Source organism: Bradyrhizobium lablabi (assembly GCF_001440475.1).
Taxonomy (GTDB): Bacteria; Pseudomonadota; Alphaproteobacteria; order Rhizobiales; family Xanthobacteraceae; genus Bradyrhizobium; species Bradyrhizobium lablabi.
The window spans coordinates 801-16,337 of the sequence record NZ_LLYB01000067.1 but is presented as its reverse complement, the minus strand read 5'-3'; the positions used below and the strand labels follow the sequence as shown (position 1 = coordinate 16,337).

At 63.7% G+C, this 15,537-nt stretch carries 16 protein-coding genes and 1 pseudogene; 6 read left to right on the top strand and 11 right to left on the bottom strand.

Annotated elements, in window-relative coordinates; genetic code table 11:
* Nucleotides 1-51: 51 nt before the first annotated feature.
* Nucleotides 52-1,782: a caspase family protein gene (locus CQ14_RS16735; RefSeq protein ID WP_057858998.1), complete on the top strand. Its 1,731-nt coding sequence runs from the start codon at nucleotides 52-54 to the stop codon at nucleotides 1,780-1,782.
* 135 nt (nucleotides 1,783-1,917) lie between these two features.
* Here CQ14_RS16735 and CQ14_RS16730 read toward each other — a convergent pair whose 3' ends face one another.
* From CQ14_RS16730 to CQ14_RS16705, 6 genes are all read right to left on the bottom strand, one after another.
* A complete protein-coding gene (locus CQ14_RS16730; protein WP_057858963.1) occupies nucleotides 1,918-3,036 on the bottom strand; it encodes a cobalamin-independent methionine synthase II family protein in 1,119 nt (372 codons plus the stop codon).
* A 20-nt stretch (nucleotides 3,037-3,056) separates the two neighbouring features.
* Nucleotides 3,057-3,773, bottom strand: a complete 717-nt coding sequence (locus CQ14_RS16725) for an ABC transporter ATP-binding protein (protein WP_057858962.1) — start codon at nucleotides 3,771-3,773, stop codon at nucleotides 3,057-3,059.
* Nucleotides 3,766-4,518 (bottom strand): ABC transporter ATP-binding protein, encoded by a 753-nt coding sequence (locus tag CQ14_RS16720; protein ID WP_057858961.1) that lies wholly within the window; start codon nucleotides 4,516-4,518, stop codon nucleotides 3,766-3,768. The genes CQ14_RS16725 and CQ14_RS16720 overlap by 8 nt, the downstream gene beginning before the upstream one ends.
* A complete protein-coding gene (locus CQ14_RS16715) occupies nucleotides 4,515-5,546 on the bottom strand; it encodes a branched-chain amino acid ABC transporter permease (protein WP_057858960.1) in 1,032 nt (343 codons plus the stop codon). The genes CQ14_RS16720 and CQ14_RS16715 overlap by 4 nt, the downstream gene beginning before the upstream one ends.
* Nucleotides 5,547-5,553: 7 nt before the next feature.
* Nucleotides 5,554-6,423, bottom strand: coding sequence for a branched-chain amino acid ABC transporter permease (locus CQ14_RS16710; protein ID WP_057835590.1), 870 nt, complete (start codon nucleotides 6,421-6,423; stop codon nucleotides 5,554-5,556).
* Between the two features lie 130 nt (nucleotides 6,424-6,553).
* Nucleotides 6,554-7,726: an ABC transporter substrate-binding protein gene (locus tag CQ14_RS16705; RefSeq protein ID WP_057858997.1), complete on the bottom strand. Its 1,173-nt coding sequence runs from the start codon at nucleotides 7,724-7,726 to the stop codon at nucleotides 6,554-6,556.
* Nucleotides 7,727-8,072: 346 nt separating this feature from the next.
* On the opposite strand from CQ14_RS16705, the gene CQ14_RS16700 reads away from it, so the two are divergent.
* Nucleotides 8,073-8,351, top strand: coding sequence for a hypothetical protein (locus CQ14_RS16700; RefSeq protein ID WP_057858959.1), 279 nt, complete (start codon nucleotides 8,073-8,075; stop codon nucleotides 8,349-8,351).
* Here the strand turns inward: CQ14_RS16700 and purU are convergent.
* Nucleotides 8,348-9,211 carry a formyltetrahydrofolate deformylase gene (purU, locus tag CQ14_RS16695; protein WP_057858958.1) on the bottom strand — a complete coding sequence of 288 codons (864 nt, stop codon included), beginning with the start codon at nucleotides 9,209-9,211 and terminating at the stop codon, nucleotides 8,348-8,350. The two genes, CQ14_RS16700 and purU, sit on opposite strands and share 4 nt — an antisense overlap.
* 140 nt (nucleotides 9,212-9,351) lie before the next feature.
* Here purU and CQ14_RS16690 point away from each other — a divergent pair, with 140 nt between their 5' ends.
* Nucleotides 9,352-10,197: a uroporphyrinogen-III synthase gene (locus CQ14_RS16690; RefSeq protein ID WP_057858996.1), complete on the top strand. Its 846-nt coding sequence runs from the start codon at nucleotides 9,352-9,354 to the stop codon at nucleotides 10,195-10,197.
* 64 nt (nucleotides 10,198-10,261) lie between these two features.
* Here CQ14_RS16690 and CQ14_RS46340 read toward each other — a convergent pair whose 3' ends face one another.
* Entirely contained in the window at nucleotides 10,262-10,537 is a 276-nt protein-coding gene (locus tag CQ14_RS46340; RefSeq protein WP_082649905.1) for a hypothetical protein, read from the bottom strand.
* A 525-nt stretch (nucleotides 10,538-11,062) separates the two neighbouring features.
* Here CQ14_RS46340 and CQ14_RS16680 point away from each other — a divergent pair.
* The 3 genes from CQ14_RS16680 to CQ14_RS16670 all read left to right on the top strand — a co-directional run bounded on the left by CQ14_RS16680 (nucleotide 11,063) and on the right by CQ14_RS16670 (nucleotide 13,056).
* Nucleotides 11,063-11,302 carry a hypothetical protein gene (locus tag CQ14_RS16680; protein ID WP_347337139.1) on the top strand — a complete coding sequence of 80 codons (240 nt, stop codon included), beginning with the start codon at nucleotides 11,063-11,065 and terminating at the stop codon, nucleotides 11,300-11,302.
* Nucleotides 11,303-11,595: 293 nt separating this feature from the next.
* Nucleotides 11,596-12,363, top strand: a complete 768-nt coding sequence (locus CQ14_RS16675; protein ID WP_057858956.1) for an outer membrane protein — start codon at nucleotides 11,596-11,598, stop codon at nucleotides 12,361-12,363.
* 249 nt (nucleotides 12,364-12,612) lie between these two features.
* On the top strand, nucleotides 12,613-13,056 hold the full coding sequence (locus CQ14_RS16670; RefSeq protein WP_057858955.1) for a hypothetical protein: 444 nt from the start codon (nucleotides 12,613-12,615) through the stop codon (nucleotides 13,054-13,056).
* Between the two features lie 265 nt (nucleotides 13,057-13,321).
* Here CQ14_RS16670 and CQ14_RS16665 read toward each other — a convergent pair whose 3' ends face one another.
* From CQ14_RS16665 to CQ14_RS46335, 3 genes and pseudogenes are all read right to left on the bottom strand, one after another.
* Nucleotides 13,322-14,302 (bottom strand): Bug family tripartite tricarboxylate transporter substrate binding protein, encoded by a 981-nt coding sequence (locus CQ14_RS16665; RefSeq protein ID WP_057858954.1) that lies wholly within the window; start codon nucleotides 14,300-14,302, stop codon nucleotides 13,322-13,324.
* A 165-nt stretch (nucleotides 14,303-14,467) separates the two neighbouring features.
* The gene (locus tag CQ14_RS16660; protein WP_057858953.1) at nucleotides 14,468-15,304 is read right to left on the bottom strand and encodes an MBL fold metallo-hydrolase; all 837 of its coding nucleotides are present in this window, start codon (nucleotides 15,302-15,304) and stop codon (nucleotides 14,468-14,470) included.
* 54 nt (nucleotides 15,305-15,358) lie between these two features.
* Nucleotides 15,359-15,537, bottom strand: a pseudogene (locus tag CQ14_RS46335) (GDP-L-fucose synthase); the annotation flags it as partial.

Here is a 15,537-nt window from a genome sequence, read left to right as displayed (position 1 = left end):
GGCCGAAACCCGCGACAAAGCTGCGGTATCTGCTGGTATGTTCGGGACATGATGCGCCGCGCGATCCTGACACTGACCCTGCTCGCCGCCGCGCTGTGGTCGGCGGCGGCTGCCGCCCAGCCGCGCAACCAGCTCGGGCCGCTCTGCACCACCGACACCACGCCGGCCGATCAGCAAATCAACGCCTGTAACAAGATCATCGCGCTGAAAGTGTTTTCCGGCGAGAAGCTCGCGACCATCTACTTCTGGCGCGCTGTCGGCTGGAACAAGAAGGGCAATTATGCGCAGGTGATAGCGGATGCGAGCGAGGCGATCCGCCTGCACGCAAGCGTCGCCGCCTATAATCTGCGCGGCTCGGCCTATTACGACAAAGGCGAAGACGACATCGCCATCGCCGACTTCAACGACGGGCTGCGGATCGGACCGCCGAGCGGCATCATCTATCACAACCGCGGCAACGCCTGGCGCTCCAAGGGCGAATACGCCAAGGCGATTGCCGACTACGATCAAGCGATCAAGCTTGGTCCGCCGTCGGCCTTTTCCTGGCAGAACCGCGGCATCTCCAAACAGGCGCTCGGCGATCTCGATGGCGCGCTGGCCGACATCAACGAGGCGATCCGCCTCGACCCGCAACTACCGCAGCCGCTGACCAGCCGCTCGATCATCTGGCGTGCCAAGGGTAATCTCGATCGCGCCATCGCCGACGCCACCGAGGCGATCCGGCTCGCAAAAGCAAAAGCGCCGGTCAATATCATGACGCCGCCCGGCAGCGTGCTGATCTCGGCCTATAGCCAGCGCGCCCTCTCCTATGAGGCCAAAGGCGATCTCAACCGCGCCAAGCAGGATTACGCCGCCGCACTGGAAGGCCAGGCTTCCGACGCCGGCAGCAAGGCCAATCAGGCGACCGCCAAGGTCCGCCTGTCGCTGCTATCGGAGGTATTACCGCCGCCGCAGCGAAATCCGGCGGACTCGCAGCGCCCGCGCACTGAGCAAGCGGCCCCGCCTGCGCCGGCCGGTGCGGCGCCCCCACCGCCCGCTCCCGTGCAAGCCCCCACCGTTACCAGCCGGCGCGTCGCGCTCGTGATCGGCAATGGCAGCTACGCACATGTCAGGTCGCTGCCGAACCCTTCGAATGACGCGCGCTCGATCGCCAAGAGCCTGCGCGACATCGGTTTCACCGTGAAGGAAGGCATCGATCTCGACCGCACAGCGATGCAGGCCACGATCCGCGACTTCCTGCGCGAGGCCGCGCGGGCGCAGATCGCGGTTGTCTACTACGCCGGCCACGGCATCCAGGTCGACGGGCGCAACTATCTGGTGCCGATCGACGTGCAGTTTCAGGCCGGCAATCGCATGACTGAAGCGATGATGGACATGGACACGATCATGGCCGGCCTCGACGATCAGGTCCGCACCAACATCCTGATCCTCGATGCCTGCCGCAACAATCCGATGGCGTCGAAGGTGGCCTCCACCGGCGCGGACCGCGGCATCGAAGGCGGCTCGGGTCTCGCCGCGCCGACGACCCTTGGTGCAGGTTCGACGCTCGGTGCAGGCACGCTGATCGCCTTTGCGACCGCGCCCGGACAGGTCGCGCTCGACGGCGAAGGCGCCAACAGCCCCTTCTCGGCCGCGCTGTCGCGCCACATCGGCACGCCGGGACTGGAGGTGCAGCAGATGCTGACGCGGGTCCGCGCCGAAGTCGTCGCCGCGACCAAGGGCAAGCAGGTGCCGTGGTCGAATTCGTCGCTATTGGGCGAGGTCTATCTGGCAGAGAAGTGACGGCGCGCTTGCGCCGCCCTCACCTCGTCATTGCGAGGAGCGAAGCGACGAAGCAATCCATCCTTCCGCGTATGCNAGCCTGTCATCGGGCGCGCATTCGCGCGACCCGTTGGCTCGCAATGACGGCGGAGGAACTTACTTCCCCCAAACCTCATTCGCGACCTCGACCGCGAGGCTCAACTTCGCCCACTGCTCTTCCTCGGACAGGATGTTGCCCTCCTCGGTGGACGCAAAGCCGCATTGCGGCGAGACCGCGAGCTGCTCCAGCGGAGCAAATTTGGCGGCCTCATCGAGGCGGCGCTTGATGTCGTCCTTCTTCTCGAGCTCGCCGAACTTCGAGGTGATGACGCCGACCACCACAACCTTGTTGCCTTTCGGCAAGTACCGCAGCGGCTCGAAGCCGCCGGCGCGGTCGGAATCATATTCGAGGAAGTAGCCGTCATAGTTGGTGCCGGCCAGCATGGTCTCGGCCACCGGCTCGTAGCCGCCGGAGGAAATCCAGGTCGAGCGGAAATTGCCGCGGCAGACATGGGTGGTGACGACCATGTCGGCTGGCCGATCGGCCAGCGCGTAGTTGATGACGCGCGCGTAGATTTCCTGCAGGCCGTCGGGGTTGTCACCGCGATCCCTCGCCTTCTGCAACTCATCCTGCGAGCACAGATAGGCCCAGACGGTATCGTCGAACTGCAGGTAACGGCAGCCGGCGTCGTAGAACGCCTTCACGGCCTTGCGGTAGGTCTTGCCGAGATCGAGGAAGAACTCCTCCAGATCAGGATAGACCTCCTTCGAGATCGACTTGCGGCCGCCGCGAAAATGCAGCACCGCCGGCGACGGGATCGTCATCTTCGGCGTGACGTGCGCCGTGTCGGCATGCTTCTTCAGGAAGCGGAAATGATCCAGCATCGGGTGGTTGTCGGGGAAATCGAGCTTGCCGATAACGCGGACGGCGTCATGGCGGGTCTCGACGCCCGCGAACTGAATGCCGGTTTCGGGGTGGAAGAGTTCGCAGCCCGTGAGCTTGGCGAGAAAATCGAAATGCCACCAGGAGCGGCGGAATTCACCGTCGGTCGCGAGCTTCAGGCCGACCGAGGCCTGCCGGTGCACGACCTTCTCGATCTCGAGGTCCTCGGCCTTGCGCAGGTCCTCGGCCGTGATCTCGCCCTTCTCCAGCTTGGCGCGCGCTTCCTTGATGCGCGGCGGCCGCAACAGACTGCCGACCTCGTCGGCGCGGAACGGGGGCTTTGTTCTCTGCATGGTCTCAACTCCCATTGGATCTAGTGCGCGGCGGCGCCGGCGACGCCGAGATAGCGTTCGAGCACGGCCGGGTCGGCCTTCAGCGCGTGGCTTGCCGCATCATGCACGATTGCGCCGCGTTCCAATATCACAACCCGATCGGCCAGCCCCAGAATCTTTTGCGCGTTCTGTTCGACGATGATCGAGCAGATGCCCCCGGAGCGGGTGATGGTACCCAGCGCCTTTAACAATTCCTCAACGATGATCGGCGCCAGCCCCTCGGTCGGCTCGTCCAGCAACAGCACCTTTGGATTGAGGGTCAGCGCGCGGCCGATCGCCAGCATCTGCTGCTCGCCGCCGGATAGCTGGTTGCCGAAATTGCCGCGGCGCTCCTTCAGCCGCGGAAACATCTCGTAGACCTTATCGACCGTCCACGGACCCGGCTGGGCCACGGCGGTCATGTTCTCCTCGACCGTCAGCGAACGGAAGATGTTGCGCTCCTGCGGCACCCAGCCGATCCCGGCCCGTGCCCGCTGGTCCGGGCGCATCGCCGTAATGTCCCGTCCGCCGAGCGCTACCGTGCCGCCGAAACGACGGGTGATGCCAACGATCGAATTGATCAGCGTGGTCTTGCCGGTGCCGTTGCGCCCGAGCAGCGCCAGCACCTGGCCTTCGCCGAGCGTGAGCGACATCGAGGGCAGCACCACGGCTTCGCCGTAGCCGGCGCGCAAGGCATCGATGGCGAGCAGATCAGACATCGGCAGCCTCGCCGAGATAGACCGCCTTCACTTGCGGATCCCGCGCCACCTCGTCGGGCGGGCCCTCCACCAGCATGGCGCCGTTGACCAGCACCGAGATGCGGTCGGCGAAGGAGAATACGAGATCCATGTCATGCTCGATCAGGAGCACCGTGACGTCACGCGGCAGCGCGGCGACGGCGGCCAGAATGTCGTGACGCTCACTTTCGGGCACGCCGGCGGCGGGTTCGTCGAGCAGCAGCACGCGGGGCTTGGTTGCAATCGCAACCGCGATCTCGAGCAGGCGCTGCTTGCCATAAGGCAGCGTCGCTGTCGGTTCGTTCATGACGTCGAGGAGATGAAAACGCCCGAGCGTTTCGGCGATCTCCTGGTTGACGTCATCGCGCGTCCCCATCCGTCGCCACCAGTCGCCGCCGCGGCCGAGGCGTTCGGAGACCGCGAGCCCTATCGTTTCGAGCGGGGTCAGGTCGGCATAGAGCTGGTTGATCTGGAAGGTCCGCGACAGCCCGCGCAGCACCCGCTTGTGAACCGCAAGGTCGGCGATGTCGTTGCCTTCGAGCAATATCCGACCTGCATTGGGCTTGAGCACGCCCGTCAGCAGGTTGATGACGGTGGTCTTGCCGGCGCCGTTCGGTCCGATCAGGGCGTGGCGGGCACCCTGCTCCACTTTCAACGACAGGTCACGGGTGACCCGCAGGCCCCCGAAGGATTTTTCCAGTCCTCTGGTTTCGAGCGCAATCGTCATGGCGCATCGCTTTCGGGAACGGCGACGCCGGCCTTGCGTCCGAACACCTGGCGGATGATGAGGTTCGGCCCCCAGAGTACCCAGCGATGGATGCGCTCGCGGCCGACCAGCACCATCACCACCAGAACGAGCCCGATCCAGAACAGCCAGTATTGCGGCGTAATGGTCTGAAACAGCTCCTGCAGCATCTTGAAGACGACAGCGCCGATCAGCCCGCCATAGAGATAACCGGTGCCGCCGATCACAAGCACCAGCATCAGGTCGGCCGAGCGTTCGAAGGCGAACACATCCAGCGAGGCCAGCGCCGTGGTCTGGGTGAACAGCGCCCCGGCGATGCCGGCATAGAACGCCGCCACCGTATAGATCGCGATCAGGCGGCGGTTGACGGGCACGCCGATCGCGGACGCCCGCAACGGATTGTTCTTGATCGCGCGCAGCGACAGGCCGAACGGCGAGTTCACGATCCGCCGCGCCAGCAGAAACAGCAGGAACAGCACGATCAGCGAATAGAAGAAGCCGGTCTTGCCGAACATGTCGAACGCGAACATGCCGAGGATCGGCTGCATCTCGATGCCCTGCAGCCCGTCGGTGCCGCCGGTTATGTTCGAAAAGCGTTCCGCCAGCGCTTCCAGCAGCAGCGCGATGCCGAGCGTCACCATCAGCCGGGTCAGGTCGACGCCGCGGATGACGAGGAAGCTGGTGAGGAAGCCCAGCACCATCGCGACCAGCCCTGCGACGACCAGCGCGATGACAGGCTCGTTGATAATGCCGTGCAGCGCCAGCAGCCCGGCGGAATAGGCGCCGACGCCGAAGAAGGCCGCATGCCCCAGCGAAACGATGCCGGCATAGCCAAGGATCAGATCGAGCGACAGCGTGAACAACGCCAGCCGCAGGATGTCGGTCATGATCAGATAGCGCGACGGAAACAGGAACGCGCAGGACAACGCGAGAACCCAGAACACGATCTCGGCCGGGCGCCAGCGGGCGCGGGCGATGGCGTGGGATGAGACGTCGGAAACAGCGGTCATCGCGGGCTCATCGCGCGGCGGCGCGGCCGAACAGGCCGTTGGGACGCCAGATCAGGATCACGATCATGATGGTGTAGATGACGAACGGCCCCATCTTCGGCACGTAATATTTACCGGCGACGTCGCCGATGCCGAGCAAAAGCGAGGCGAGGAATGGCCCGGTGATGCTGGAGGAGCCGCCGACGGTGACCACGATCAGGAAGTAGATCATGAACTTCAGCGGGAAATACGGATCGAGCCCGAGGATCTCGGCGCTCAGCGCACCGCCAAGCCCTGCAAGCCCGCAGCCAAAAGCAAAGGTGAAGGCGAAGACCTGCGGCACATTGATGCCAAGGCCGCTGGCCGCGCGCGGATCGTCGACCGCCGCGCGCAGCCGGCTGCCGAACCGGGTCTTCGCCAGGATCAATTGAAGTGCGACCGTGAGCAGGCCGCAGATCACGATGATCATCAGCCGGTAGCGGCCGATGCCGACGCCAAAGAAATCGAACTGGCCCTCGAGCGCCGCCGGCAGCTTGATGAAGATCCGCGACGATCCCATGATGTAGTCCACCGCCGCGACCGACATGAAGGTCAGGCCGATCGTGAACAGCACCTGGTCGAGATGGCTGCGGGTGTAGAGATGGCGGTAGAGCGTCCGCTCCAGCGCGACGCCGATCGCCGCGGCCGAAACAAACGCCAGCGGCAGCGCCGAGAAAAACGGCCAGCCCTGGTTGTTGACCAGCACCGCGCAGATATAGCCACCCGCCATGGCGAAGGCGCCATGGGCGAGATTGACGAAATTCATCAGGCCGAGCGTCACCGCCAGCCCGCAGGCCAGCACAAACAGCAGCATGCCGTAGGCAACACCGTCGAACAGGATGGTGAACAGCGTGGTCATGAATTACGCCGGAGGACCTTGATGGGTTGTCATTCCGGGGCAGCGCGACGGCGCTGAACCCGGAATCTTGTGCAACAACTTCGAGATCCCGGGTTCGCGCTCCGCGCGCCCCGGGATGACGGCTTCGCCGTCACTTCTTGGTCTTGCCGGAATCCTTCACGGCCTCGAAGGTCGCGAATTCAACATTGTAGAGCTCGCCATCGACCTTCTCGACCTTGCGGATGTAGATGTTCTGGACGATGTCGCGGGTTTCCGGATCGATCGAGATCGGGCCGCGCGGGCTTTCCCACTTTGCGCCCTTCATGGCCTCGATCAGCGCATCGCCGTCGGTCTTGCCGCCGGTCTTCTTCAGCGCCTCGTAGATCAGGCGGATGCCGTCATAGCCGCCGACCGCCATGAAACCCGGGCGTTGGCCGAACGCCTTCTTGTAGGCGGCGACGAATTCCTTATTGGCCGCCGAGGGATGCGCCGCGGAGTAAAGATGCGCCGTCACCGTGCCGAGCGCGGCATCGCCCATGCCGTTGAGCAGGTCGTCGTCCATCACGTCGCCGGGGCCGATCACCTTGATGCCGGACTTGTCGAGCCCGCGCTCGGCATATTGCTTCATGAAGTTGCCGCCCTGGCCTGCCGGCACGAACACGAAGACGGCGTCGGGCTTGGAGTCCTTCATGCGTTGCAGAAAGGGAGCGAAATCAGGATTTTGCAGCGGCACCTTCACCTCTTCCACGATCTCGCCGCCACCGGCGGTGAAGTTCTGCTTGAAGAAGTTCAAGGCGTCGTTGCCCGGCGCATAGTCGGAGGTCAGGGTTGCGACCTTCTTGATGCCGTTCTTGGCGGCCCAGTCACCGATGATGGTGGACGACTGCGCCAGCGTGAAGGAAGTGCGGACGATATAGGGCGAACGCTCGGTGATGATCGAGGTGCCCGCCGCCATCACGATTTCCGGAACCTTGGCCTGCGTCGCCAGCGGCGCCGCCGCGAGTGCCGCCGGCGTCACGCCGAAGCCCGCGATGAAATTGACCTTGTCGTTGACGATCAGTTCCTGCGCGAGCCGCTTGGTGTTGTCGGGAACCGCGGCGTCGTCCTTGAGGATGACCTCGATCTTCTTGCCGGCGACGGTGTCGCCGTTCTGCTGCATGTAGAGCTTGACCGCATTGTCGATCTGCTTGCCGGTCGACGCCTGGCCGCCGGTCATCGGCAGGATCAGGCCGATCTTGACGGTCTCCTGCGCCTGCGCCGGCGCAAGCGCCAACATCGCGGCGACCGAGCCTGCGACCAGCAATAGTTGACTGCGAATAGACATGAGCATCCCTCTCCCCCTGATCGGCCTTGTGTCCTCGAACCGAGTCCCCGGCCCTTGATCTCACCATAACCCAGATTTTTCCGCCGGGTAGCGCGGCAACATGGCGTCGCCGGGCGTCATGTTGTCAATCGGACGATGGGCGAGGCCCACGACAACGCGCGTTGCTTGCGCCCCTCTATTGGGTATCTAATTACTATCGAACGTCAGGTTACCGGAAACGGCGGCCCATTTGTACGATTGTACAAATGAAATGGTCCTGTCAACGAATAAGCACGGCCGCAGAGTTCCCGAAGTGGGGCGCCCTAAATCCATCATCCTTAAAGGTGAAAGGCGTAAGCTTCTGCCGATGCCGACCAGCGCGCGCCATATTGCCACGATCGCAGCCGTCGCCCTCACGGGCTGCGGGCTGAGCGGCTGTGGAAGCATCAACGAGAAGCTTGCGGCCGGCGTCAGCGATGCCATTCCGGCCGCGATCGGCGGACTGCCGGCGGATGCGCCGCCGCGGCCGGGCACCGCGAAATACGACGAGTACATGCGCGAACGCGAGCGAAAGCGCCTGCTGCCGGCTTCCGAACGCGACAAGGAAGAAAAGCCCGCGCCGGCCGCGCAGGATGCGGCGCGCTAGTCCATGAACACCACAGTCTTCCGTCCGTTGAGGATCACGCGGTCCTCGAGGTGATGGCGCATGGCGCGCGCCAGCACGCGGCGCTCGATATCACGGCCCTTGCGCGAGAGATCTTCGGGCGTATCGCGATGGCTGATGCGCTCGACGTCCTGGTCGATGATCGGGCCTTCGTCGAGATCGCGGGTGACGTAATGGGCGGTGGCGCCGATCAGCTTGACGCCGCGCTCATGTGCCTGGTGGTAGGGCCGCGCGCCCTTGAAGCCCGGCAGGAACGAGTGGTGGATGTTGATGCAGCGTCCCGACAGTCTGGCCGACATCTCGTCCGACAGGATTTGCATGTAGCGCGCCAGCACCACGAGATCGGTCTTCGTGTCCTGCACGAGTTTCCAGATCGCATCTTCCTGCTCGCGCTTGGTTTCCTTGGTCACCGGCATGTAGTGGAACGGAATGTCGCCGAAATCGAGCGAGCTGTAAGTCTCGCGCGGATGGTTGGAGACGATCGCGGTCGGGATCATCTCGAGTTCGCTGGTGCGCCAGCGATAGAGAATATCGACCAGGCAATGATCCGATTTGGAGACCAGCAGCATCACACGACGGCGGTTGGCGCGGTCGCGCATCTGCCAGTCCATGTTGAAGCGCTCGGCGATCGCGGCAAAGCCGGTCTGCAGCGCCTGCAGTTCGACGGCGAGATCGGCGGCGGTGAACACCACGCGCATGAAGAATTTCTTGGTCTCGACGTCGTCGAACTGCTGGGCATCCAGGATGTTCTGCCCGTTATGGGCGAGAAAGGTCGACACCGCGGAAACGATTCCGGGGCGATCCGGGCAGGACAGGGTCAGGACGAATTGATGATCGGGCATGGCGGCGTTGATTACAATTCAGGCAGAAGGGTGAAACTGCGGATTTGTGCCCTGCTCTATCACCGCAGATGCGCTTGCGCCAATCCGGAAACCGGGGTCAGGATGAACAAAGCGCGAAGCAAAAGCGTTGGAGCGAGGTCATGGCTGACAGATTGAACGGTTACCGCATCCTGATCCTGGAAACGCGCGAGGAAGCGCAGTTTTCCCGCCTGCTCACCGAACAGGGCGCCGACGTGCTGCAATGTCCGATGTTCACCATCCACGATGCGCCCGACCCGGCGCCGGTCGAAGCCTGGATCAGGCGCTCGATCGAAAAGCCCTTTGACGATTTGGTCCTGATGACGGGCGAAGGCCTGCGCCGGCTGATGAAGGTGGTGCGGCGCATCGATGCCGAACAGGCGTTCGTCGCCTCGCTCGGCAAGGCGCGCAAATTCGCTCGCGGGCCCAAGCCGGGCAAGGCGCTGCGGGAAATCGGGCTGGAGCCGCAGATGACGACGGAGAAGCCGACCTCCGAAGGCGTCGCCGAAATGCTGTCGCGCCTCGACCTCAGCGGCCACCGTCTTGGCCTGCAGCTCTACCCCGACAAGGATCACAGCGTCCTGATCGGCGCGATCAAGGCGCAAGGGGCCGAGGTCGATACCGTGCTGCCCTATGCCTATGACGCGCAGGCCGCGGATGCCAACATCATCGCCGCGATCGACGAGATGGCGGAAGGCCGCATCGACGCGATCGCCCTGACCAATCTCGGCCAGATCCGCCGCCTGATGGAAGTCGCGCGGGCGAAAGGTTGCGAGGACCGGTTACGCGACGGACTCGAGCGCACGCCGATCGCTTCCGTCGGTCCGGCCGTGTCGGATGAATTGAAATCTCACGGATTGCGCACCGACATCTATCCGGCCGAGGACGCGTTCTTCATGCGGCCGCTGATCTCGGCGATGGCGGCGGCGCTTGGCAAGAATCCGCCGCGCGCGGCAGCGAGAAACTGACGCGCGCAGCAGCATCATACTTGCACCGACGCCGCCGACCGCGAGAAGCATCGGCAAGAATGCATCAGCGGCAAACGTACCTGCCGTTCACAAGCACGCGCACGCAGGCCGCGCCTACTGTAGCTGCGCCGACGGCCGCGCCGCCAACGACAGCGCGTCTCGTTGTACGTCGGGCGACACCCGCGACGCTCATTGGCGTTGCCGGTCGTCCTACTCTGGCCTCCGCGCTTTGAACTGACAACGCAAGACCGTCATCCCGCGACCACTCGATCGTGCCGAAGATGCCGCAGCCCAGCGTGGCCGCAACAAGCAGGATAAATTTTGGACGAGCTAATTTCATTGGACCTCCTCCCGAGTTGAAACAAGGCATCCAGAATGCTGCTGGCTGTCTTTACCGATACAGCGCGCAAACACCTGCCTGCCAACGCACGCACCTGCGGACAGCCCGGCGCGTCTGCCGGACCGTCGTTCTCGCCACGCACACACCAGCGACCCGCGTCCTGCCGGGGCCGCATCCCAGGGCTATCTGCGTGATCGTGTCGTCTGCTGACTGCGGAAGCGGCGCCGGCGACATGCCGTGCGCCGATGTCGCAATCAGGATCGCGAAGCCGGCAACAGCGATCAATCTGATCATGTGCTTCTCCTTCTCCGAGATCCCATGCAGCGCAGATGAATTGCGATCGCGGCGAATTGACCTAGATCAACGCCGCCGCTGCGGCGGGAAGTCCCATCAGGCGAGATCAGACGCATCGTGGCGTTGCCGGTAATCGGGGGTTCGCGGATTTGGGCTCCCTGCGCCTGGCGTCTGACACCAATGGCCGCCTGATCTCACTCAGGCTCCGCGGTTGGCGACGTGCATGGGTGGATGATGCGGCCTACGTGGTATGTGACCTATGAAGTGCATAAGCGCGGCGTGCTCCCGAAGCGGCGAAGCCCTCGCCTCACCACCACCTTCGAGACGGAAGCGGAAGCCAAGGACTTCGCTCGTGCCAGGCTGCATGAGGGACTGATTGTCTTTGCCGGCACCATCAATCCTCACGTTCCGCGACAGCTTGTCTCCTCGCACGACATTGGGGCCTGGTTGGCCGATGAGCAGGAGGAGTAGGCCGCCGCCGCCCTAACGGGCGGCGATGCAGACTCGGCTTGTCCGACATCACCCAAAGGCGCGCAGGTGGATCAGCATCGTCTGCGGAACCCTGACCCAAAACGCGCAGCCGCCAAATCCACGGATGAAAGTCTTCGCCAGCCCCCAATTTTCTTGAGTGTTGCCATTTTGGCACGGGGGTTCTGCAGACCCGCGCATAGCCTTCGAGTCGGAAGTTGGGGGACTAGGACACGCAGACGGGCGACGGATGTGTGTTCGAACATATAGACGAAAATACATTGGAGAGACGTATCATGAGGAAACTGCTACTCAGTACTGCGGGTTTATTGGCGCTCTGCCTGGGGACTCCCGCATCAGCCGCGGACATGGCCGTCAAGGCACCGCCGCCCGCTCCGCTGCCGGTGATCTACAACTGGAGCGGCTTCTACATCGGCGCCAACGGTGGCTGGGCCCAGAGCCGCAATTGTTGGGATTTCGTTAACGACGGTGTGTTCGTGTTGGGCACCTTCACTGAGGGCTGCAACTCGCGGTCCGGAGGCGTCGCCGGCGGCCAGATCGGTTATCGCTGGCAAGCCAGTCAGTGGGTGTTTGGCGTGGAAGCCCAGGGCGATTGGGCGGATCTCAGCCACACGCGCGTCAGCCTGTTCGATCCTACGCTCTCGCTTCGCACCAAAACCGATGGCATCGGCCTCTTTACCGGCCAGATCGGCTATGCCTGGAATGCAGCACTGCTGTACGTAAAGGGCGGCGCGGCGGTGACAAGCAACCGCTTTAGCATCCTCGACAACCTTAACTTCGGCGCTGAACTGGCCTCCGCAAGCTCGACCCGCTGGGGCGGCGTCGTGGGTGTCGGATTTGAGTACGGCTTTGCACCGAACTGGTCGGTCGGTGTTGAATACGACCACCTGTTCATGGGCGATGCCAATAACACGTTCAACTTTGTCGCACCTTTAGCCGGTGTTGTGCTCAACAACCGGGTCAGCCAGGACGTGGATATGGTTACCTTGCGCTTCAACTACCGCTTCGGCGGTTATGGTGCGCCGGTCGCTGCCCGTTACTGATTGGTCGCCGGTCCTGACGTAAACATCAGCCCCGGCATTGCCCGGGGCTGATTGTCCTTTGCCGATCGGCCCGCGGACATGAAGCCCATTAACAGGGGCCGTTGCCTTCTGTATGACCGAAGCTGCCTTGCACGGCGTTCCGCGCCTTGAAGGCCGCCTGCCGCGTAACGAGCCAAGACTTGATCTGGATCAAGGGGCGCCAGGCGAAACCCTCAAACATGAACGACCAGGGGGGCCACGGAGCGATGCATGCCCCTGGCCCGATATTTCCTCGTCATTGGCGGGGCGCTGCTCGCGCTGCTGCTCATTGCGAACGCCTGTCTGCCAATGCTGCCGGTTGCCGACCAGGCCAATTCAAATCCGGTCACCATCCGGATCCACTCCGATCAGAAATTGCCGGAGCGCGTGGTTTACGACACCAGCCTTCCGACCATCGCCCCTAAGGCGGTTGCGAGCACGGAGCGAACCGCTCCCGATCCGGCAATGGTGGTCGCCGATGTCTCGAGCAAAGCGCCGGAGGCTTTTGCGCAATTGCGGCCATCTGACGCTGTTCAACTCCGGTCGCCGGAACCGAGAAAGCGCGAGGCAAGGCAGCAGCAACATCGCAAGTCGGCGAAGAAGCGCAGGGCGCCACATGAATTCATGATGGCGCGGCCGGCTCCCTATGGCTGGTTTGGCTACGGCATCTGGTGACAGCCAGAGCGAAAGGTGATGTTCACCTCACGCTTGTCATCGAGTGGCAGGCACAGAGTGGAGGAAAGGCGATGGAGCTGGCTACCGCGGGTGGGACGATTATCAGACTCGCGAAGGCCTCAAATGCAAGCCGGGCACCGCGGTGAAGCTTGACGACGGATTGATGCATCGGTGTCAGTGAACGATTGCGAACGAGAGGCGGCTTCCAGCCGCCTCTCGGCATTGATCGATGATCAATACGAGCGAATGCCGCGCGCAATCATTCCTAGTCCACCTTGGCGCCGGCGAACTTGACCACCTTGCCCCACTTCTCGGTTTCGTCAGCCACCAGCTTGCCGAAGTCGGATGGCGAGCCCGGCAGCAGGATGGCGCCGATCTCGGCAAAGCGCGCCTTCGCCTTGGGATCGGCAAGGATCTCGTTCACCGCCTTGTTGAGCCGGTCGACGATGTCCGCCGGCGTCCCCTTTGGCGCCGCGAGGCCGTACCAGGCGCTCGCCTCGTAGCCCGGCAGGAAGTCGGCGACCAGCGGCAGATCCGGCAGCACGTCCGAGCGCGTCGTGCTGCTGAGCGCAAGCCCGCGAAGCTTGCCGGATTTGACGTGCTCGGCGCAGGTCGGAAGGTTGTCGAACATGACATGCATCTGGCCGGAGAGCATGTCGGTGAGCGCCGGCGCGCCGCCACGATAGGGCACGTGCTGCATGTTGATGCCGGTGAGCATCTTGAACAGTTCGCCCGACATGTGGATCGTCGACCCGTTGCCTGACGATGCCATGTTGAGCTTGCCCGGATTGGCCTTGGCGTAGGCGATCAATTCGGGGATCGACTTGATCGGCAGTGACGGATGCACCACCACGACGTTGGGAAAGCGAATGATGCCGGCGATCGGCTCCATCTCTTTCATGAAATCGAACGGCAGCTTGTCGTAGAGCGTGGCGTTGATGGCATTCGCCGGCGCGACCAGCAGCAGCGTGTAGCCGTCGGGCGTGGCGCGCAGCACCTGTTCGGTAGCGATGTTGGTGCCGCCGCCCGGCCGGTTCTCGATCACGAAGGACTGCCCGAGCTTTTCCGACAGCCACTGCCCCATCAGGCGCGCAGTGAGGTCAGCCGAGCCGCCGGGGGTATAACCGATCACAAGACGAACCGGCCGTGCCGGATAGGCCTGCGCGCTCGCGCTTGCAGATGTGAGCGGAACCGCAGCCGCGCCTGCTGCAAGTTGCAGAAATTGACGACGCTGAAATTTTTTCATGCTTCCTCCAACGAACCTGCGCTGGCGGCTCTTTGCGGCACGCCTTGCGCCCGCATCCTATCCGCGCGGCGTCGCGAAGCCGACAGCTATTCTCGGTCGCCGGACAGCAGGTGCGCCGCGTCAATTCGTCTCGCCGGGAACGGACTTGATGAATGCCGCGAACGGTCAGCGCGGCTTCGCGGTGACCGAAACCGAGGTCAGGTCGTTGCCCAGCACGATCTCGCCGCTGAAATGCGGCCGCATCCGTATCAGCCATTCCTCCTCCTGGCCCGGCTGCAGCGGCGGAACGTAGTGGGTCAGCATCAGCGTCTTCACGCCGGCGCGTTGCGCGGTTTGCGCGGCCTGCTCCGCGGTCGAATGATAGTCGAGAATATCCTGCAGCCGCCTGGACGGCACCCGCTTGACCAGGTCGTCGCGGATGGTTGCCTGCACATAGACGTCGGCGCCGAGGCATAGCTCGTCCAGCCCCTTGCAGGGAATGGTGTCTCCGGCGATGGCCGCGACAGCACCGTCATGGCTGATGCGATAGCCGAGGCTCGGCGCAGCGGGAGCATGCTCGGTCGCATGCGCCGTGACATGGCAGTCGCTGACGCTGAAGCCTGTGCCCGGCGACAATTCCGTAACCACGACATCGGGCGGGGCATTGAGATCGGCGTGATGCGCTATCCGATACCCGATATCGAGCGCCAGCATCGCCAGCGTTGCATCGACGACGCCGCGGATGCCGGGCGGACCGAACACCTGCAGCCGCGCCGGTCCGGGGTTCATCACCCAATGCGTGGTGATGACGTCGTTGAGATCGCTGATGTGATCGGAATGCATGTGCGTGATCAGCACGGCGCTGATCGCCTGCGGTCCCACGCCGGAGGCGGCGAGACGCATCACCACGGCCCGGCCGCAATCGATCAGGATGTTGGACCCACCGGCCTTTACGAGCGTTGCCGGCCCGGCGCGATCCGGATGGGGCATCGGCGTACCAGTGCCCAGCAAAATGACATCCATCGCGCCCCCTCCGCGCTGCGCATTCGCAGCCAATACGGGGGCCGCGGCCAGCGTTCATTTTATCTCGTCGAGATACGCCTGATACGCGAGCTTGATGCCGTCCTCAAGGGATGTGCCGGCGCGCCAGCCGAGTTTGGCCAGCCGGCTGACGTCGAGCAGCTTGCGCGGCGTGCCGTCGGGCCGTGAGCTGTCGAAACCGATCTCGCCGGTGTAACCCACGGTTGCAGCTACCA